Below are 18939 nucleotides of genomic sequence, written 5' to 3'. Positions count from 1 at the left end.
CTTCCTTCACGTACCGTTCGCGCTCGTACCCGGCGCCGCGTGCCCAGCCGGGCCGGAGACCGGTTCCCCGCCCGCGCTCTTCCGGCGTGGTTCCGGTCCTGATTCAGATGCTGTGCTCGCTCGCGCTCTTGTGCTCGCCGGCGCTCATGTTCATGCGCGCTCTTGCCCGTTCGCGTACTCGGTGGTTCGCGTACTGGTGGTTCGCGTACTGCTGGTTCGCGCTCGTGCTCGTTGCGCAGGGCTGTCGCACGGGGTTTGTTCCGCGGAGCCGTTCCGCGTGCTTGTTCTCGTCGTCGATGCTCTCGCGCTCTTTCCTGCTTCCAGTGCGCGGGGAGCGGCGCCCGCGTTACGCCCCGGGAAACGTCCGCCGCACGCTCCCATGGCGCCGGCTCACCCGGAACCTCTCGCACCGCCGGTGATCAGCTCCGTCAGCGAGTCGTGCCGTATCCGGTCGGCCGGAACGCCCGAGGCCATCAGGGCGTCGACGCCGCTGCGGATCATCCCGGGCGGACCCGAGAGATAGCCGTCGTATTCGGCCCAGGGCCCGTACTGCCGTACGGCGTCGGGGAGTTGACCGGCGAGGGCGTTCGCGAACGCCGAACCCGGCGGGGTCGCGACCACCGGACGCACTGACAGCCAGCGGTGCTTCTGCTCCAGCCGCATCATGGTGTCCAGGTCGTAGAGGTCGTGATCGCTGCGCGCTCCGTAGAAGACCTCGACGGGCCGGCTACGGCCGTGCTCCGCGACATCCTCCACCAGCGCGCGGATCGGGGCTATCCCCGTACCGCCGCCGACGCACAGCAGACCGCTCTCCGTCACGTGGTCGACCGTCATGCTGCCCGCCGGCGGTCCCAGCCGCAGCACGTCGCCGGGACGCGCACGGTGCACGAGGGCGTTGGAGACCCACCCGGCCGGGACGGCCTTCACGTGGAAGGTGAGCAGCCCGTCGGAACGCGGCGACGACGCGAAGGAGTAGTGCCGCCAGACCCGCGGCCACCACGGCGTCTCGACGCTCGTGTACTGGCCCGCGAGGAACGGGTACGGCTGGTCAGGTCTGAGGGTGATCACGGCGATCTCGGAAGTGCGCAGCTCGTGCGAGACGATCTGGGCGTTCCACCAGGCCGGGGCGTGCTGCGCGTCCTCGGCGGCGGCGTCGATCATGGCCTGCGAGATCGTCGTGTACGCACGGACCCAGGCCTCCTCGGTCTCCTGGCTCCAGCTCTCCGGCGCGTACTGCGCGAGCGCGCCCAGCAGGCACTCGCCGACGGCCGGGTAGTGCTCGGGGAGCGTGCCGTACTTGCGGTGGCCGCGGCCCAGACCCGCCAAGTACTCGGTGAGCGCCTCGACTTCGTCGGCGAGCCGGACGGCCGTGAGCAGCGCCCTGAAGAGACGGTCGCGCTGGGTGTCCATGGAGACGGGGAACAGGTCCCGCAGTTGGGGCTGCTGGACGAAGAGCAGCGCATAGAAGTACGCGGTGGCCGCGTCGGCCCGCGGCTCGATCTCTTCCAGCGTGCGGCGGATCAACCCCGCGTCGTGCGACTCGACTTCGGGGACGGGCGCGGCGGCGGCCGTCGCCTCGTCGTACAGGGGGCCGCTGGGGTGCGGGCGCGTTCCGCTGCCGGCCGGGGGCGCGGCCTGAGGTGCCGCCTGCGGCGGGGCCTGGGGTGGCGTCTGGGGCGGAGCTTGGGGAGGGCCCTGTGGCGGAGCCGGAGCCGGAGCCGGAGCCTGGGCCGCAGGAGGCGTCTGCGGTGGAGGACCCTGCGGGGCCTGCGGATGCCGGGGCTCCGGAGGGGCCTGCGGCCGGGGCGGTGCCTGCACGTCGGGCGGCGTCTGCGGGCGGGGAGGCGCGGGGCGCGCACCGGCCTGGGGCTCGGACCGGGGCCCGGACTGGGGCCCGGACTGGGACTGCGGGGGCGTGGCCCGGGTGCCGGGCTGGGACGGCGTACTGGTCTGCGGAGCCCAAGTCCCGGACCCGGTCCGGCCCTGCGGCGAAGGGGAGGGATGTTCACGGGCCGGCTCGGGACCGCCGCCGGGCCACCCGGCGGGACCGGGCGCTCCGCGCTCTCCGGCGCCGGGAGCGGGGGCGGGCCCGGGGCCGGGACCGGGTGTGGGGCTGGAGCCGGGACCGGGGCCGTAGGGGCCGGGTCCGTAAGGGGAGACGGATCCGGGTCCGTAAGGGCCGTTCGCCACCGGGTCGTTGGGATCAGAGGCGTTGGGATCGGGAGCGTTCGGATCAGGGGCGTTCATGTCGGTGCCGCCGGCCGCCGGACCGTTCGCGTCCGGCGGTGACGGCACGGGTATCGCCGCCTCCTCGGGCGTCTCGGCCCAGCCCGCCCGGCCGCCGCCGGCACCGGTGACGATCGGGCTCAGCGGCCGACTGCCCGTCTCCGCGCCGCCGTTGTCCGCACGGCGGTCGTCCGCGGGCCCGCTGCCACCGGCGCCCCAGGTGCCGGCGGCGTCCGGTCTCGCCGTACGTCCCGCCTGGTCCGACTGCCCCGCCGCACGGGCCTGTTGAGGCTGCTCCGCCTGCCGTGCCTGCTGCGCGGGCTGCTGTGCGGGCTGCTGTGCGCCCGGTGACTGCGGGGACTGCGCGGACTGGTGTGCCTGGTGGGGGTACTGGGGGTGCTGAGGACGCTGTGCCTGCTGTTCCTGCGCAGGGGCTTCCGGCCGTCCCGGCTGCTCCGCCTGTCGCGTCTGCTCGCCCGGCTCGCTCTCACGGGACGCCTCTGCCTCGGCGGTCGGCTGCGCGGGGGTGAACCACCCCCATCCGCCGTCGTTCTCTTCTCTGCCGTCCCCCGCGGACGGACCGTTACCGGCCGATGTGGTCGTCATGGTCTGCCTCGCCTCGAACTCCTACGAACAATCTGCGCAGTCGCGCATTCGGAACGTCGTTCTGGTGGTGCGGCCCCCTGGCACCGGCTGCGGATTCTGTGCCGTACCGCGCGCGATGCGGACTCGACCATACCGTTATAACTTCGCCACACAAGTCCCATACGCACAGGGGGCGAATTACGTGACGTGCACCACTGGCGGGAATTACGGACTCTTACGGACAAGTCCGTAAGCCTCGCGAAGATCCTCCCCCTCGTACTCGGCGGAGGCGAGGTCGCGTACATGGCCGTCGGCATTGACCGCCACCGACACGGGCACCGCGGCGAAGAGCGCCGCGTCCGACATCGAGTCGCCGTAAGCCACGCAATCGCTTCTCGACACACCGAATTCCGCGCAGAGTTCGTCCGCGATCCTTACCTTCGCCTCGGCCGAGAGAATCCCCGCCGGGTCGGGTTGCTCGCGGAAAGGGACCGTCGGCCAGCGGGAACCGTATGCGGCGTCCGCGCCCCGCCCCGGATCCGCTCCGGTCTCACGCGGTGGGCCGCCCGGTCCGCGGTCCGTGAGGACGGCCGGACCCCGGGCCCCGGCCGTGTCACCTGTGCCGTCGCGCGGAGCACGCCCGTGGCGCGACGGCGGAGCCTGGAGAAGCAGCCTGCCGACGAAGAAATCCGGTGAGAGCGAAATGACGGCGGACCGTTCGCCGCGTTCCCGTATCTCTTGCCACACCTCGCGGATTCCCGCCAGCCAAGGTGCGTCCATGAAAGCGGCGGTGACGTGATCGTCCGTCAGTTCCGACCACAGTGCGCAAGCGCGTGCCGCGAATTCCGGCGGGGTCATTCCGCCTGCCGCAAAGGCCAGTTCGAGCTCGCGGATCTCTTCGTCCAGTCCGAGCTGGTGCGAAATCTCCACCGCCGCCGAAGAACCGCGGATCAACGTCCCGTCGAGATCGAAGAGATGGAGCCTGGCCGGGCGGTTCGGGGGCGTGCCGGAGATCAAGGAGGCCATGCGTCCGATCGTAGTGCGCACCGGCACAGCGGCCGAGGGGCACGGAAGCCTCCCGTCCCGTCCCCGGTCCCGTCCTCGGCGTCCGGGGCGTCGGGCTCGGGGTCCGGCACCGCCGCCTACTCGGAGCCGAGTAGAGCGACGTACTCCCCCCGTAAGACGCGGTGAGCGGCCCGGCACCGTCAACGTGTGGAGCATGTCTGAGTCGTCGCGCCTGCCGCGCCCCGCCCGCAGAGCCTTCCTCGTCGCCCACGTCACGGTCTCCGTCGGCTGGCTCGGCATCTCGCTGTGCCTGCTGACCCTCGCGATCGCCGGGGCCCGGGATCCCGACGCCCTCGGCGAGACCGCGTACACCGCCATGAAGCTCTTCGCCGACTGGCTGCTGCTGCCCGTCGCGCTGCTCTCCCTCACCACCGGGCTCGTGCTCTCGCTCGGTACGCAGTGGGGTCTCGCCCGGTACCGCTGGGTCTGGCTGAAGTTCTGGCTGACGCTGGCCGCCACCGGGCTGACCGTCTTCGCGTTCAAGCCCGGTGCGGACGAGGCGGCGGCGCTGGTGGCGGCGGGAGAGCCCGTCCCCGCCACCGACCTCCTCTTCCCGCCCGCCGTCTCCCTCTCGCTGTACGCGTTCATGACGGCAGTCTCCGTGCTCAAACCGTGGGGCCTGACACGGCGCGGACGCCGGCTGCGCGAGGCCCGTACGGGACGCGCCGCCCGTAAGGCAGAGCCCCTTGGAGAGCCCCTTGGAGAGGACTCCCGCGAGGGGACGGGCGCCGCGGCGGCCGTACGGTCCGGTGCAGGAAGCGCGCCGCCGGGCGGTGGCAACCGCGCTGGGCGGCGGTCGCGGTCCCGCCAGCCGGCCTGAGCCAGCGGACCGGCCGGGCCGCGTCACCGTCGACCGGACGGCCCCCGGAGGACCGGGACCCCGGCTCGCACGCCCCGCCGCGGGCCTACTCCACCGCCGCGGTCTGTACGGCGCGTGCCCCCGTACCGGCGGACGCATGAGCAGTGGACGCCCGCCCCGCGGACCCCGGACCGGTGAACTCGCCCGCGCCACCCCGCCGTTCGAGCACAGCCGACACCACGGCCAGCGCCAGCGCGGTCCCCGCGAGCAGAGCGCCCACCCAGTTCGGCGACGTGGGCCCGGCACCGGCGTCCAGTACGACACCGCCGAGCCAGGCGGCGAGTGCGTTGCCGAGGTTGAACGCGCCGATGTTCACGGCGGAGGCGAGGGTGGGGGCGTCTGCGGTCTGGTCGAGGACCCGCTTCTGCAACGGCGGCACCGTGGCGAAGCCGAAGGCGCCGACCAGCGGAAGCGTCACGGCCGCGGCCACCTTGTCGTACGCCGTGAAGACGAAGAGCGCCAGCACCAGCGCGAGCGCGGTGAGCGCCGTGAACAGCAGCGGCATCAGCGCCCGGTCCGCGAGCCGCCCGCCCACGAGATTGCCCGCGACCATGCCGAGCCCGAAGAGCACGAGCAGCCATGTGACGGACGGGGCGGCGTAACCGGCGGCGCCGGTCATCATCGGCGCGATGTAGGTGATGGCGGCGAAGACCCCGCCGAAGCCGAGGACGGTCATCGCCATGGCGAGCAGTACCTGCACGTTGCGGAACGCGGCCAGTTCGCCGCGGATGCGGGAGCGCGTGCCGCCCCGCCCGGGCTCGCCCGCGCCGTCTGGCCCTCCCGCCTGCCCTGCCGGTACCAGCACGGCGATGCCCAGCAGCCCCAGCACTCCCAGGACGGTCACGGCGCCGAACGTCACCCGCCAGCCCAGCTGCTGGCCGAGCATGGTCCCCGCCGGTACGCCCACGACGTTCGCGACCGTCAGTCCCGTGAACATCATCGAGATCGCAGCCGCCTTGCGCTGCGGCGCCACCAGCCCCGCGGCGACGATCGAGCCGATCCCGAAGAACGCGCCGTGCGTGAGCGAGGCGATGACGCGGCCCGCGAGCATCACGCCGAAGACCGGCGCTGCGGCGGAGACCGCGTTGCCCAGGATGAACAGGCCCATGAGCAGCATCAGCATCCGCTTCCGCGGGACGCGCGTGCCGAGCACGGCCAGCAGCGGGGCGCCGACGACGACACCGAGGGCATAGCCGGTGGTGAGGTAGCCGGCCGTGGGCACCGAGACCCCGAAGTCGCCCGCGACCTCGGGCAGCAGGCCCATGATCACGAACTCCGTGGTCCCGATTCCGAAGGCGCCGAGAGCCAGCGCCAGTAGTGCGAGCGGCATGGTGAGCCCTTCACTGTTGCGTGCACTGTTGCATGCGTACGTTGTTAACCGGCGGAGACAATAATTGCAGACGCGCTTTATTTGCAAGCGCGGGATATTGCGCCGGTGGACTACTCTGGGGACCCGCCCCAGCCGGGCCGCCGAGAGGGCCGGGCCACCGAGACCCAGTCCGGCGCACGCCGAAGGCCGGCTCGGCACCCGTACGCACCGGCCGGGCACACTCGCCGATGAGGGGCACCGCACAGGAGAGGAAGGGGAGCCATGTCACGTCCGGACCCCGGGCCGGCTCAGGGCTGGTGCGCGCTGTCCGCCCTGCACGGCCGCATCGAGACCCGCATCGAGCGCGCGCTCCAGGCCGAACACGGCCTGAGCGTCCGTGAGTTCTCCGTCCTCGACGTACTCAGCGAGCAACACGAGGGCGTGGGCGGCCACTTCCGCATGACCCAGCTCGCGGACGCCGTCGTGCTCAGCCAGAGCGCCACCACCAGGCTCGTCAACCGCCTCGAAGAGCGCGGCCTGCTCACCCGCTACCTCTGTCCCGACGACCGCCGCGGCATCTACACCGACGTCACGAAGGCGGGCCGCACGCTCCTCGAAGCCGCCCGGCCCACCAACGACACCGCCCTGCGCGAAGCTCTCGACGAGGCGCAGGAGCGAGCCGAACTCGCCCCGCTCGTACGGGCGGTGCGCGCGCTGGAGCCGACGGCGTGAGAAGCGCGCACGAGCGGGCGCGGGCCGTGATTCGTCAACGGAGCGCATGCGCGAGTCACAGCCGGGAAGCGGAACCCGAGGCGGGTCGCCCCACACGAGGTGACACCGTACGCAGCGGCACAACCGGTACGTTCACCGCACTCCCCGCACATCCGCCCGGTTGCGCACTTTCCAACCGAGTCCAACCTCTGGCCAATACCGGGGCGTAAGCTGCGATCATGAGCACCGGTACACCGCACCCGCCGTCGACGCCGTCGCAGTCGGCACAGCCGACGCCCTCGGCGCAGCAGGCGCAGCCGGCGCGCTCCACGGCGGCGCAGGAGAAGGAGACGCCGGGCGCTCCGGGGACGCCGGAGGCTCCGGGGACGGCGAACCGGCCCGAGACGCCGGGCACTTCGGGGACGACGAACGCTTCGGGGACGGCGAACGGGGCCGAGACGCCGGGCACTTCGGGCACCCCGGAGGCAGCGGCGCCGGTCGTCATGCGGCGCGCGACCGCCGACGACGTACCGGCCCTTGTCGCCATGCTCGCCGACGACCCGCTCGGTGCCCAGCGCGAGAGCCCCGGCGAACCGGCCGTCTACCTCGAGGCGTTCGAGCGCATCGACACCGACCCCAACCAGCACCTCATCGTGGCCGAGCGCGACGGCGTGCCCATCGGCACCCTTCAGCTCACCCTCATCCCCGGCCTGTCCAGGCGCGGTTCGACCCGCGCCCTGATCGAGGGGGTACGGGTCCACTCGGACGCCCGCGGCGGCGGCCTCGGCAGCACGCTGATCCGCTGGGCGATCGAGGAGGCCCGCCGGCAGGGCTGTGCGCTGGTGCAGCTCACCTCCGACGCCACCCGCATCGAGGCCCACCGCTTCTATGAGCGTCTCGGCTTCGAGGCGTCCCACCTGGGCTTCAAGATGCAGCTCTGACCGGTCACCGGTCACCGCTCACGGGGGCGGCCGGTCATGGGGGCGGCCGCCGGTCGCGGGTGCCCGCCGCTCATGGGTGCCGCGACGCGCCCGCGCCCGTCCCGCACCCGTCCCCGCCGGGCTGTCTCAACTGCCGGGCTCTCTCAACTGCCCGCTTCCGCCGTGCCGTTGTCCGGACCGGCGGCATCGGCGACCCCGACCGGCTCGCCGCACGAAGCGCACACGATCCCCGCGTCCAGCTGGCCGCCGCAGTCGTGTGTGAAGGGCGTCGGCCCCACCGGCGCGTCCGGCACCCAGCGCATGCCCCAGCGCATGAGGCCCAGCAGGGCCGGCGCGAGTTCGCGGCCCGCGCGGGTCAGGCGGTACTCGTCGCGCGGCGGGCGCTCGGAGTAGCGCACGCGCCGCAGCACACCGCCGTCGACGAGCGTGCGCAGCCGCGCGGCGAGCACGTCGCGCGGCGCCCCGGTGTTACGGACGATGCCGTCGAAGCGGTGCACCCCGTAGAACACCTCGCGCACCGCCAGCAGCGACCACTTCTCCCCGACCACGTTCAGCGCCGAGGCCAGCGAGCACTCCCGCGGGTCGACCTCTCTCCTCGCCATGCCCCGATCCAACCAGGCGCATGATTTGGAAGCCAAACCAACGTGCTACCGTCCTCACGTCCAAGTCGGTCGGAAATCCCAACTCACCCTTGTCCGGGAGGACTTCATGAACCAGGTCGACTTCGCCGGCCTCGCCCACGCCGCCGCCCTCGTGCTCACCGCACTGGTCGCCCTTCTCCATGTCGGCTTCCTGATACTCGAGATGTTCCTGTGGCGCACCCCGCGCGGCCGTGCCGTCTTCGGCACGGCACCCGAATTCGCGGAGGAGTCGGCGCCGTTGGCCGCCAACCAGGGTCTCTACAACGGCTTCCTCGCCGCCGGCCTCGTCTGGGGCCTCGCCGCGTCCGACCCCACCGGCCCCCAGGCACGGTTCTTCTTCCTGTGCTGCGTGATCGTCGCCGGAGTGTTCGGAGCGGCCACGGTCAGCCGCCGCATCATCTACATACAGGCCGCCCCGGCGGCGGCAGCCCTGGCCCTCTCACTGGCCGCCTGACGGAAGCGGAAGCCGGACTGCGGGAAACCGGAGAAACGAAAAGCTGGGGGAACGGGAAGCCGAAGGCCGTGAATGCCGTGAATGCCGTGAAGCCGGGGGAACGGGGGAAACCGGGCCGGCGGCACCCGGCGGTGTACGGACCCGCCACGGAGGCCCCGGTCGGGCAACGCCCTCAGGGAGCGGTCCGCCGGGCGACGCCCGTCAGGGAGAACCGTCCGCGAGCACCTGCTCCAGCGCATGCCAAGTCTGCCTGACCATCCCGGGGTTGGTGTCCCAGTAGTAGGCGAGGCCGCTCACCGCCTGATACAGCACCCAGCCTCGGCCACGCAGCCAGGACGCGTCGTCGGCGCCGAGTTCGGCACGGAAGCGCTCGCGGCTGCCGCCCGCGAAGGAGTTCCACGCCGGCTGGAGGTCGCACGCCGGATCGCCCACCACGAGCCCGAAGTCGATGACCGCGCTCAACCGCCCGTCGACGACGATCAGATTCCCCGGCAGCAGATCGCCGTGCAGCCAGACCTCCTCGCCGTCCCATCTCGGCGCCGCCAGCGACTCCTCCCACGAGCCGAGCGCGCCCTCGCCGTCGATACGGTCGCCGAGCTCGGCCACCGCACGCCGCACCGCTCCGTCCAGCTCGGCGAGCGGCCCGCCCCGGCTGCGGGGAGGGCGCGGCGGGGCCCCGTCCGTGCCGACCCGCCGCAGCGCCGCGACGAAGGCGGCCAGATCGACGGCCGCCCGGTCCAGGTCGGCGAGGGTGCCGTCGGCGTTCTCGCCCGGCATCCACTCGTACACCGACCACTCATACGGGTAACCCTCCGCGGGACGTCCCCTCGCCTTCTGCACCGGGACCGCGAGCGGCAGATGCGGCGCCAGCTTCGGCAGCCACTCACCCTCGACCACCGCCTGCCGCAGGGCCCCACGGACCCGCGGCATCCGCACGGACAGCTCCTCGCCGAGCCGGTAGATGTCGTGGTCCGTACCGTACGAATCGACCAACTCGACCGGCAGGCCCGCCCATTGGGGAAACTGCCCGGCAAGCAGGCGCCGCACCAGCGCGGCGTCGGTCTCGACCTCGTCGGCGTGCATCCTGACTCTGCCCACGGGACGAACTCTGACGTCCCGCCCCCTCGACGACAACCGAATTCCGCCCGGCACGCTCGGCATCCCCCGACCCGACGCGCAGACCACGGACGGAAGGTCTACGTCTGCGCCATGTCCACGAAGCGCGAGTAGTGGCCCTGGAAGGCGACCGTGATCGTCGCCGTCGGGCCGTTGCGGTGCTTCGCCACGATCAGGTCCGCCTCCCCGGCGCGGGGCGACTCCTTCTCGTACGCGTCCTCACGGTGCAGCAGGACGACCATGTCGGCGTCCTGCTCGATCGAACCCGACTCGCGGAGATCGGAGACCATCGGCTTCTTGTCCGTACGCTGCTCCGGCCCACGGTTGAGCTGCGACAGCGCGATCACCGGGACCTCGAGCTCCTTCGCGAGGAGCTTCAGATTCCGGGACATCTCCGAGACCTCCTGCTGCCGGCTCTCGGGACGGCGCGAACTGCCCGTCTGCATCAGCTGGAGATAGTCGATCACGACCAGCTTCAGATCGTTCCGCTGCTTCAGACGGCGGCACTTGGCCCTGATCTCCATCATCGACAGGTTCGGCGAATCGTCGATGTACAGCGGCGATTCGGTCACCTGCGGCATCTGCCGCGCCAGCCGCGTCCAGTCCTCGTCCGTCATCGAACCCGACCGCATGTGATGCAGCGCCACCCGCGCCTCCGCCGACAGCAGCCGCATCGCGATCTCGTTGCGCCCCATCTCCAGGGAGAAGATCACGCTCGGCATGTTGTGCCGCACCGAGCAGGCCCGCGCGAAGTCCAGCGCGAGCGTCGAGTTGTGAGTGGGGATCATGGACGTCGTCGCGAGGTAGAGGTGGCCGGGGTTGTCGACCTCGACGCAACGCACCGGAACACTCTCGACCGGAGTGACGTCACGGATGAAGCGCTGCGCCGTCCTCGGCGCCGCCTGCCGTCGGTGCTCCTTGTGCAGCAGCCGCTTCCGCTCCAGCCGGAAGACGTCGTCGTCTGTCGTGAAGGTGGTGACGTAAGAGGCGGACGGCTCCTCACCGCGGCCCTTCACGCGCTCGACCGCGGTGCCGCACCCGTAACCGAGGCTCGTCACCAGTTCCCGGAATCCCTCGGCGAGCGCCCTGCTGGTCACGGCGAACCGCACCGAGCCGTCACCGGTCACGGTGCCGTACGTGTCGAGAAGCCCGGAGAGCAGTGCCCGCCGCTGGGCGACGGACGCGCGCAGGTACGACTTCGGGATGTGCTTGCCGTCCAGGACTCCGGCCTCCCGGAGAAGTACGAGGACGCCTGCGTGCCGCTCGGTGGACGTGGCACAGCGCGGTTCCGCGAAGGGCGAGAAGCAGCGCCTCCCGCAGTCGGCGCAGGAGCGGTCCGCGTGCTCCGGCTCGTCCATGCCCGTAAGAAGGTCATAGGTGAACTTCGAGGAGCCCGCACGACGGGCGGTGAACCCCTCGGCTTCGATGTGCATCAGGAGTTCGGAATCCGCTGTCGTGATCCGGGCCGCGCCGCCGTGGCCGCCACCCAGCCATGCCCCGAACGTGTAAGGCGGGACGGGGAGTTCACGCTCCGGCAGCTCCAAGGGGGCCGTGTTGCTGACGGAATGGTTCATCCGCCCGTCCGCGGTGCGGCAGCGCACCGTCTCGGCGATCTCCCGCGTGGTCTTCACCGACGGGGAGGTCCGCCGGCCGCGACGCCCGTCGGACCCGGACCCGGACCCGGACCCGGACCCGGACCCGGCGGCCGACTGCTGCGCGGAAAGACGCGACGCCCGGGTGTCGGTGAGCCACTGGTGCTGTGCATCGGCGATCACCGTGGTGCCGTCGTCGAACGTGACCTCGTAGCAAGGGCGATGGCGCAATACGTCTGTCGCCGCGGTGACCCGCGTGGGCCGTCCGTCGGCGTCGATGAGGAGGTCACCGGCCTCCACCTCTCCCATGGTCGTCCAGCCGGTGGGAGTCGGCAGAGGAGTGTCGAGCGCGAGCGCCTTGCCCATCGCCGGCCTCGCGGCGATGACGATCATCTGGCCCGGGTGGAGCCCGTTCGTCAGCGAGTCCAAGTCCGTGAAGCCCGTGGGGACTCCGGTCATCTGGCCGCTGCGGGAGCCGATCGCCTCGATCTCGTCGAGGGCGCCCTCCATGATGTCGCCGAGCGGCAGATAGTCCTCGGAGGTGCGCTGCTCGGTGACCGAATAGATCTCCGCCTGCGCGGAGTTGACGATGTCGTCGACGTCGCCGTCCGCCGCGTATCCCATCTGCGTGATGCGCGTGCCCGCCTCGACGAGGCGCCGCAGGACGGCGCGCTCGTGCACGATCTCCGCGTAGTACTCGGCGTTCGCGGCCGTGGGCACCGTCTGCACGAGGGAGTGCACATAGCCGGGGCCGCCGACGCGGCCGATCTCGCCGCGGCGCGTGAGCTCGGCGGTGACGGTGATGGGGTCGGCCGGCTCGCCCTTCGCGTACAGGTCGAGGATCGCCTCATAGACCGTCGCGTGCGCCGGGCGGTAGAAGTCGTGACCCTTGAGGACCTCCACCACGTCCGCGATGGCGTCCTTGGAGAGCATCATGCCGCCCAGCACGGACTGTTCGGCCTCGATGTCCTGCGGCGGTACGCGCTCGAAGGAGACGGCAGCAGGCGCCGGGGCGTGTGCGTCCGCACCACGGTCGTGACGGTCGGCGCCGCCGCCGTTCCCACCGCCGTGTCCGTGCCCGTTGCGCGCGGCCGGGAAGCGCTCCTCGGAGTGGGCGGTGCGTGCGGCGCCGTGGGAGCCGGGCTCGGTCGCCCACGGGTCCTCGATGTGCTCGGGCTGCTGGGTCACGCGTCCACCTCCTCCCCGTCCGGTGATCGCGCACGATCGGACCTGACCGCAGTGCCCCTCTTTCTTACGGCACGGCTCTGACAATGGCGGCCCGACTGTTCATCGGCGCGTCGGATCAACGGAGTTGACGAGGGGTTCGCGCGGCGGGCGGGGACCAACGTTATGGCTGCGGGAGGCCTCAGCCAATCTTGTTATCCACAGGGTGATGTGGACAGGCCTCGAGTTTCTGTGGAGAAGACCGCGAAAGCTGTGCACGGCCCGGGGGACAGCGCTGTGGAGAAGTACCGCCCCCGCCCTCCGCCACACCCCTGACCTGTCACTACGGCGTCCACCGCCTGTGCGGGGAAAAAAGTCGGCGCCCGGATCCGGATCGTTACGCACCTTGACCCAGGGTTGCCGCACATGCACGCGAGCCCCCGCCTACGTAATAGACGAAAGCCACTTGCAGTCATTACCTGTGGATGCTTGGATCGAACCCATGGGCGAGACGACCGACACCGCATCCACGCGTGCCACGATGCGGCGCCACGACCGTGAGATCGTCGCGCTCGCCCTTCCCGCCTTCGGCGCCCTCGTCGCCGAGCCCCTCTTCGTCATGGTGGACAGCGCCATCGTGGGGCACTTGGGCACACCGCAGCTCGCGGGGCTCGGAGTGGCGGCGGCGCTGCTCCAGACCGGGGTCAACGTCTTCGTCTTCCTCGCGTACGCCACCACCGCCGCCGTGGCCCGCCGCGTCGGCGCCGACGATCTGCCCGCGGCCATCCGGCAGGGCATGGACGGCATCTGGCTCGCCCTGCTGCTCGGTCTCACCGTGATCGCGGTGGTGCTGCCCGCCGCACCGGCGCTGGTGGACCTCTTCGGCGCCTCGGCGACCGCGGCACCGCACGCGGTGACATATCTGCGCGTCAGCGCGCTCGGCATCCCAGCCATGCTCGTCGTGCTCGCGGCGACGGGCGTGCTGCGCGGACTACAGGACACGCGCACCCCGCTGTACGTCGCGGTCGGCGGCTTCTCCGCGAACGCCGCGCTCAACGTGCTTCTGGTCTACGGCTTCGGGCTGGGCATCGCGGGCTCCGCCTGGGGCACGGTGCTGGCGCAGTGGTCGATGACCACTGTGTATCTGTGCGTGGTGGTGCGCGGCGCGAGGCGGCACGGCGCTTCGCTGCGTCCGGACGCCGCGGGCATACGGGCCTGCGCGCAGGCGGGCGCGCCGCTGCTGATCCGTACGCTGTCGCTGCGCGCGGTGCTGATGATCGCCACGGCGGTCGCGGCCAGGCTGGGCGACGCGGACATCGCGGCCCATCAAATCGCCCTGACCCTCTGGTCGTTGCTGGCCTTCGCGCTGGACGCGATCGCGATCGCGGGGCAGGCGATCATCGGCCGTTATCTGGGCGGAGAGGACGCGGCGGGGGCGCGGGCCGCGTGCCGGCGGATGGTGCAGTGGGGCGTCGTCTCGGGCGTGGTGCTGGGATTGCTGGTCGTTGCGGCACGGCCGTTCTTCATGCCGCTGTTCACGTCGGACGGTGCCGTCATCGCCGAACTGACGCCCGCGCTGCTGGTGGTGGCGCTGACGCAGCCGTTGGCGGGAGCCGTGTTCGTACTGGACGGTGTGCTGATGGGCGCCGGGGACGGCCCGTATCTGGCGGGGGCGATGCTGGTGACGCTCGCGGTGTTCGCACCCGCGGCGCTGCTGGTGCCCACCCTGGGCGGCGGTCTGACGGCGCTCTGGTGGACGATCGCGGGCGTGATGATGGGCGTCCGGCTGGTGACGCTCTGGGTGCGCGCCCGCTCCGGGCGGTGGGTGGTCACGGGAGCCGTGCGGGACTGACCGTCCAACGGTCCACGGACCGCGCGCGGTTGCGTACGTACGGAGACGCCGTATCCGTGGAAGACCGCGCCCGCATGCGGAAGGGCCGTACCCCTCGCGGGAGTACGGCCCTCCGTGCGTGCCGTGCCGGCTGACGCGTGGTCAGCCGGCGAGTACCTCGATGTCCACCTTGGCCGCGACCTCGGCGTGCAGCCGGACCGAGACCTGGTGGGAGCCGAGGGTCTTGATGGGCGAACCCACCTCGATGCGGCGCTTGTCGATCTCCGGTCCGCCCGCGTCCTTGACGGCGCCGGCGATGTCAGCCGGGGTGACGGAGCCGAAGAGCCGGCCCTGGTCGCCGGCCCGCACCTTCAGACGCACGTTGACGCCCTCGAGCCGGGTCTTGACCTCGTTGGCCTGCTCGATGGTGGCGATCTCGTGGATCTTGCGGGCGCGGCGGATCTGCTCGACGTCCTTCTCTCCGCCCTTGGTCCACCGGATGGCGACGCGGCGCGGGATCAGGTAGTTGCGGGCGTACCCGTCGCGGACCTCGACGACGTCGCCCGCGGCACCGAGCCCGGACACCTCGTTGGTCAGGATGATCTTCATCTGTCGGTCACCCTTCCCTTATCGAGCGGTCGAGGTGTAGGGGAGCAGCGCCATCTCACGGCTGTTCTTCACGGCCGTGGCGACGTCGCGCTGGTGCTGGGTGCAGTTGCCGGTGACCCGGCGGGCACGGATCTTGCCGCGGTCGGAGATGAACTTCCGCAGCAGGTTCGTGTCCTTGTAGTCGACGTAGTTGATCTTCTCCTTGCAGAACACGCAAACCTTCTTCTTGGGCTTGCGAGCAGGCGGCTTCGCCATGTCTCTCTCCGTTTTGATTCAAGAAGTGTGCAGCTGTCTGAGCCCGCCCGGCCGGCCGCGATCGCTCCGCGGGCGGCCTTCCGGCCCGGTGCGCGCGTGCGCGTCGGGTCAGAAGGGGGGCTCGTCCGAGTAGCCGCCGCCGGAGCCTCCGCCCCAGCCGCCTCCGCCGCCGGCCGGTGCGCCGGTGGCCCACGGGTCGCCCGCGGGTGCGCCGCCGCCCTGCTGGCTGCCGCCACCCTGGCCGCCCCAGCCGCCGCCACCCTGACCGCCGCCGAAGCCGCCGCCCTGGCCGCCTCGTCCGCTGGTCTTGGTGATCTTGGCGGTGGCGTTGCGCAGGCTGGCGCCGACCTCGTCGACGTCCAGCTCGTAGACCGTGCGCTTGATGCCCTCGCGGTCCTCGTACGAGCGCTGCTTGAGACGCCCCTGTACGACGACCCGCGTGCCCTTGGTGAGGGACTCGGCGACGTTCTCCGCCGCCTGCCGCCAGACCGAGCAGGTCAGGAAGAGGCTCTCGCCGTCCTTCCACTCGTTGGTCTGGCGGTCGAAGGTGCGGGGCGTGGACGCGACGCGGAACTTCGCGACCGCCGCACCGGAGGGGGTGAAGCGCAGCTCGGGGTCGTCGACGAGATTGCCGACGACCGTGATGACGGTCTCGCCTGCCATGGGGTACCTCTCGGCGGGTGCTGCTGGCTGCTTGTGGCTTCTGGTGGCCTGTGCCTTGCGGCCTGTTGCCTTGCGGCTCGTGCCACATGCCGTGGCTCGCTGCTGCTCGGCGCGTACTCGGTGTGTCCTGGACCGGTGTACGGGCTGTGCCCGTCCTCGGTGCCCCTGTGCCGAAGCCTCAGTGGGCGGCGGGGCGCAGAACCTTGGTCCGCAGGACCGACTCGTTCAGATTCATCTGGCGGTCGAGCTCCTTGACGGTCGCAGGCTCGGCCTGGACGTCGATGACCGAGTAGATGCCCTCGGGCTTCTTGTTGATCTCGTAGGAGAGCCGGCGACGGCCCCAGGTGTCGACCTTCTCGACCTTGCCCTTGCCGTCGCGGACGACGGAGAGGAAGTTCTCGATGAGCGGGGAGATCGCACGCTCTTCGAGATCGGGGTCGAGGATCACCATCACCTCGTAGTGACGCATGTGGAACCCACCTCCTTCGGACTCGCGGCCACGGTCGTTCCGTGGCAGGAGGTTCGTGATGCGCTCCGCACGTCCGCCGCTCGCTACGGGGCGGCGGGTGCAGACCGTTCAGCGTACCCGGCTTGGGCCTTCCGGTTGAAATCCGGGGGCAAGTCGCCGCAACCTGGACGCATCGGTGTGAGCGGCGTCACGAGGGCGCCGCCGATGCCGGCCCCTGTCAGGAGGTGCCGCATGGCACAGGCAGTACGGCACAACCCGGTCTCCCTTCTCCTCGACGACAGCAAGGCGCACCCGCTGGAGAGTTCACTCGCGGCGGTGACGGTGCTGCTGGGCGTGATCGCCTTCGCCACCGCCTTCTCGGGCGGGCTGCATGTGCTCAGCGCCTGGACGGGTCTGGCGGGGATCGTCACGGGGGCATGGGGCCAGTTCATCTCCGCCACCACCGGCGAGCGCTTCGCGCTGATCATCGGGCTGGGCGGTGCGGCCTTCGGGTTCTACCTCGGGATGGCGCACGGCGGCCTGCTCGGCTGAGCCGCACAAGGGGGTGTGTACGCCGCGCACGTGCTGTGTGCGGCGTGCGTGCTGTGTACGGGCCCGGCCCCACGCGCGCGCTCGCTCACGCGCAGCCCGCGGCGCCGTTGCGCTGTCCGGCGCTCTCGCGGGCTTCCGAGGTGCCGGTGGCGTGCGTGCTGCTTACGCTGGCGGTTGTCCGGCCGCGGGGCTTCGGGTTCCGGTAAGGGCTTCGGGTTCCGATCGGGGCTTCGGGCTCCGCTCACAAGTGCCGTCGGTTCCGTCGGCGTTGTCCGAGGCGTTCGGCGTCGCCGGCGTCCGCTGCCGCCCGATGGTGTGACGGCCACGGCTACGGCCCGTCCCGCGGCCCGGCGAGGTTCCGAGGCGTCAAGGGGGGCCTGGCGAGAGGTGGCTGCGCATGGCACAGCAGGACGGCATCCCCGGCATCGACCCCTCCGCGCCGCCGAGCGGCACGGGGTGTGTGGAGTGCTCCGCGGGCGACGGCCCGGGGTGGTGGTTCCATCTGCGGCGCTGCGCGGCGTGCGGCCACATCGGCTGCTGCGACTCCTCGCCCGGGCAGCACGCCACGATGCACGCCCGCCAGGCGAGCCACCCCTTTCTGACCAGCTTCGAGCCGGACGAGGAGTGGTTCTGGAACGCGGAGACCGAGCAGCTCTACGACGGCCCGGAGATGGCCCCGCCCACGTCGCATCCGCGTACGCAGCCGACTCCGGGCCCCGAGGGCAAGGTCCCCGCGGACTGGGAGCGGCAGCTGCACTGAGGCACCGGCCGCACCAAGGCCCAACTCCGGGCCGGGCCACCGCAGTACGTCACCGCGATACGTCACCGCGGTGCCCCGGCACGGTCCGGTCCGGTCCGGTCCGGTCCGGTCACCGCCCGCGCCACCGGCACGGGCGCCCCGCGCGGATCAGCGGTGCTGCACTGCCAGCCGCGGGTCCGTGACCCCGCCGGGGCTGCTGAACGCGTCGATGTCCCAGTCGGCCCGTGCGGCCGCCGCGCGGTAGGCGCTCTCGTAGAAGTCGAGCACCGCACCGCGCGGATCGGGGAGTTCGCGTACGTCCTCGTAGCGCAGCAGCGCGAGGTGGCTGCCGTTCTGCGTGGCCCAGCGCGCCGCCGGCGGGCTCAGCGGCTCCAGTTCGAGGCCGTCCGGCTCGGGAGCCGCGTACGCGTAGAAGGCGGGCTCCGCGAAGGAGTCGTCCCCGAACCAGAAGCCGAAGCTGGTCACTTCCTGTGAGTACGCCTCGCGCGTCACGGGATCGGTCTGCGCCGACTGCTCGACGTGCCGCCCGGAGAAGCGGGTGTGCGCGATGTCGAACGTGTGCCAGAAGTGGTGCACCGGGCTGGACTTCCCCGAGAAGCGCGCGGCGAACTCCTCCAGCACCAGGGCGACTTGGCTGAGGACCTGCCAGTAGCGGTTGGCGTGTTCGGGGTCGTACGCGGCGTGCTCGGTGTCCTGCGCGAAGGGCCTGGAGGAGTCCGCCAGGTCGAAGGGCTCGGGGTGCGGGATCTCGGCGTGGATGCCGAGGTCGGCGAGGGTCTCCAGGGTGAGCCTGCGGAAGGAGGCCACGGACTGGCCGAGCAGGGGGAAGGAGACGGCCGTGCCGTCGAGCGTCGAGACGACGAGCTGGTGGTCCACGAAGTCGAAGTCGATGGTGTAGACGGGGTTGCCGTCGGACTGGCCCATCGGCCGGGTCGTGATGCCGCGTCCGGTGACATGGAACGGCACGTTCCACCAGTGGTTGCGGCGGGTGCTCGACGTGAGACGGATCTTGCCGATGAGCTGCTCGAAACGGTGCAGGGTCTCCTTGGTGTCCCGCCACTCGCTGAGCGGCAGGGGCGGGAAGAGCTCCATGGCGTCGTCCCCCTTCCTGCTGTGGTGCTTCCCGTCCGGGGCGACGGCCGTTGCGGCCCGCCGTAC

18 protein-coding genes and 1 pseudogene are annotated in these 18939 nt (G+C 71.5%); 7 read left to right on the top strand and 12 right to left on the bottom strand.

Annotated features, from left to right (window positions below; translation table 11 throughout):
• Positions 1–103 precede the first annotated feature (103 nt).
• The 3 genes from HCC61_RS26415 to HCC61_RS26405 all read right to left on the bottom strand — a co-directional run bounded on the left by HCC61_RS26415 (position 104) and on the right by HCC61_RS26405 (position 3837).
• Positions 104–250, bottom strand: coding sequence for a hypothetical protein (locus HCC61_RS26415; RefSeq protein ID WP_169139593.1), 147 nt, complete (start codon positions 248–250; stop codon positions 104–106).
• A gap of 140 nt (positions 251–390) precedes the next feature.
• On the bottom strand, positions 391–2832 hold the full coding sequence (locus tag HCC61_RS26410) for a globin domain-containing protein (protein WP_277349098.1): 2442 nt from the start codon (positions 2830–2832) through the stop codon (positions 391–393).
• Between the two features lie 204 nt (positions 2833–3036).
• The gene (locus HCC61_RS26405; RefSeq protein ID WP_169139591.1) at positions 3037–3837 is read right to left on the bottom strand and encodes a hypothetical protein; all 801 of its coding nucleotides are present in this window, start codon (positions 3835–3837) and stop codon (positions 3037–3039) included.
• 193 nt (positions 3838–4030) lie between these two features.
• On the opposite strand from HCC61_RS26405, the pseudogene HCC61_RS26400 reads away from it, so the two are divergent.
• A pseudogene (locus HCC61_RS26400) lies at positions 4031–4525 on the top strand (DUF2269 domain-containing protein); the annotation flags it as partial.
• Between the two features lie 256 nt (positions 4526–4781).
• On the opposite strand, the gene HCC61_RS26395 reads toward HCC61_RS26400, so the two are convergent.
• Positions 4782–6065 carry an MFS transporter gene (locus HCC61_RS26395; protein WP_169139589.1) on the bottom strand — a complete coding sequence of 428 codons (1284 nt, stop codon included), beginning with the start codon at positions 6063–6065 and terminating at the stop codon, positions 4782–4784.
• Positions 6066–6326: 261 nt separating this feature from the next.
• Between HCC61_RS26395 and HCC61_RS26390 the strand changes: the two genes are divergently transcribed.
• Both HCC61_RS26390 and HCC61_RS26385 read left to right on the top strand, forming a co-directional pair.
• Complete coding sequence (locus HCC61_RS26390; RefSeq protein WP_169139587.1) at positions 6327–6776, top strand: MarR family transcriptional regulator; 450 nt, start codon at positions 6327–6329, stop codon at positions 6774–6776.
• Between the two features lie 482 nt (positions 6777–7258).
• On the top strand, positions 7259–7696 hold the full coding sequence (locus HCC61_RS26385) for a GNAT family N-acetyltransferase (protein WP_169139707.1): 438 nt from the start codon (positions 7259–7261) through the stop codon (positions 7694–7696).
• A 143-nt stretch (positions 7697–7839) separates the two neighbouring features.
• Here HCC61_RS26385 and HCC61_RS26380 read toward each other — a convergent pair whose 3' ends face one another.
• Positions 7840–8298 (bottom strand): helix-turn-helix domain-containing protein, encoded by a 459-nt coding sequence (locus HCC61_RS26380; protein ID WP_169139585.1) that lies wholly within the window; start codon positions 8296–8298, stop codon positions 7840–7842.
• A gap of 106 nt (positions 8299–8404) precedes the next feature.
• Here HCC61_RS26380 and HCC61_RS26375 point away from each other — a divergent pair, with 106 nt between their 5' ends.
• A complete protein-coding gene (locus HCC61_RS26375) occupies positions 8405–8791 on the top strand; it encodes a DUF1304 domain-containing protein (RefSeq protein ID WP_169139583.1) in 387 nt (128 codons plus the stop codon).
• Positions 8792–8992: 201 nt separating this feature from the next.
• Here the strand turns inward: HCC61_RS26375 and HCC61_RS26370 are convergent, their stop codons facing one another.
• A complete protein-coding gene (locus tag HCC61_RS26370; protein ID WP_346777393.1) occupies positions 8993–9889 on the bottom strand; it encodes an aminoglycoside phosphotransferase family protein in 897 nt (298 codons plus the stop codon).
• A 98-nt stretch (positions 9890–9987) separates the two neighbouring features.
• Positions 9988–12687, bottom strand: coding sequence for a replicative DNA helicase (gene dnaB, locus HCC61_RS26365; RefSeq protein WP_169139581.1), 2700 nt, complete (start codon positions 12685–12687; stop codon positions 9988–9990).
• Between the two features lie 478 nt (positions 12688–13165).
• On the opposite strand from dnaB, the gene HCC61_RS26360 reads away from it, so the two are divergent.
• Positions 13166–14515, top strand: a complete 1350-nt coding sequence (locus HCC61_RS26360) for an MATE family efflux transporter (RefSeq protein WP_169139579.1) — start codon at positions 13166–13168, stop codon at positions 14513–14515.
• 141 nt (positions 14516–14656) lie between these two features.
• On the opposite strand, the gene rplI is transcribed toward HCC61_RS26360, so the two are convergent.
• From rplI to rpsF, 4 genes are all read right to left on the bottom strand, one after another.
• Positions 14657–15103: a 50S ribosomal protein L9 gene (gene rplI / locus HCC61_RS26355; RefSeq protein WP_169139577.1), complete on the bottom strand. Its 447-nt coding sequence runs from the start codon at positions 15101–15103 to the stop codon at positions 14657–14659.
• Between the two features lie 18 nt (positions 15104–15121).
• Positions 15122–15358 (bottom strand): 30S ribosomal protein S18, encoded by a 237-nt coding sequence (rpsR, locus tag HCC61_RS26350; RefSeq protein WP_028438380.1) that lies wholly within the window; start codon positions 15356–15358, stop codon positions 15122–15124.
• A gap of 108 nt (positions 15359–15466) precedes the next feature.
• The gene (locus HCC61_RS26345; RefSeq protein ID WP_169139575.1) at positions 15467–16021 is read right to left on the bottom strand and encodes a single-stranded DNA-binding protein; all 555 of its coding nucleotides are present in this window, start codon (positions 16019–16021) and stop codon (positions 15467–15469) included.
• 178 nt (positions 16022–16199) lie between these two features.
• Positions 16200–16490, bottom strand: a complete 291-nt coding sequence (rpsF, locus tag HCC61_RS26340) for a 30S ribosomal protein S6 (protein WP_055484685.1) — start codon at positions 16488–16490, stop codon at positions 16200–16202.
• A gap of 231 nt (positions 16491–16721) precedes the next feature.
• Here rpsF and HCC61_RS26335 point away from each other — a divergent pair, with 231 nt between their 5' ends.
• Together HCC61_RS26335 and HCC61_RS26330 are read left to right on the top strand one after the other, a co-directional pair.
• Positions 16722–17021, top strand: coding sequence for a hypothetical protein (locus HCC61_RS26335; protein WP_169139573.1), 300 nt, complete (start codon positions 16722–16724; stop codon positions 17019–17021).
• A 397-nt stretch (positions 17022–17418) separates the two neighbouring features.
• Entirely contained in the window at positions 17419–17781 is a 363-nt protein-coding gene (locus HCC61_RS26330) for a UBP-type zinc finger domain-containing protein (RefSeq protein ID WP_169139571.1), read from the top strand.
• Between the two features lie 147 nt (positions 17782–17928).
• Here HCC61_RS26330 and HCC61_RS26325 read toward each other — a convergent pair whose 3' ends face one another.
• Positions 17929–18873 carry a DUF5996 family protein gene (locus HCC61_RS26325; protein ID WP_169139705.1) on the bottom strand — a complete coding sequence of 315 codons (945 nt, stop codon included), beginning with the start codon at positions 18871–18873 and terminating at the stop codon, positions 17929–17931.
• Between the last annotated feature and the right edge of the window lie 66 nt (positions 18874–18939).

It is taken from the genome of Streptomyces sp. HNM0575 (assembly GCF_012726265.1).
In the GTDB taxonomy this organism is placed as follows: domain Bacteria; phylum Actinomycetota; class Actinomycetes; order Streptomycetales; family Streptomycetaceae; genus Streptomyces.
Note: the sequence above shows the minus strand (reverse complement) of the source record. Positions and strands in the feature narration are given on the sequence as shown.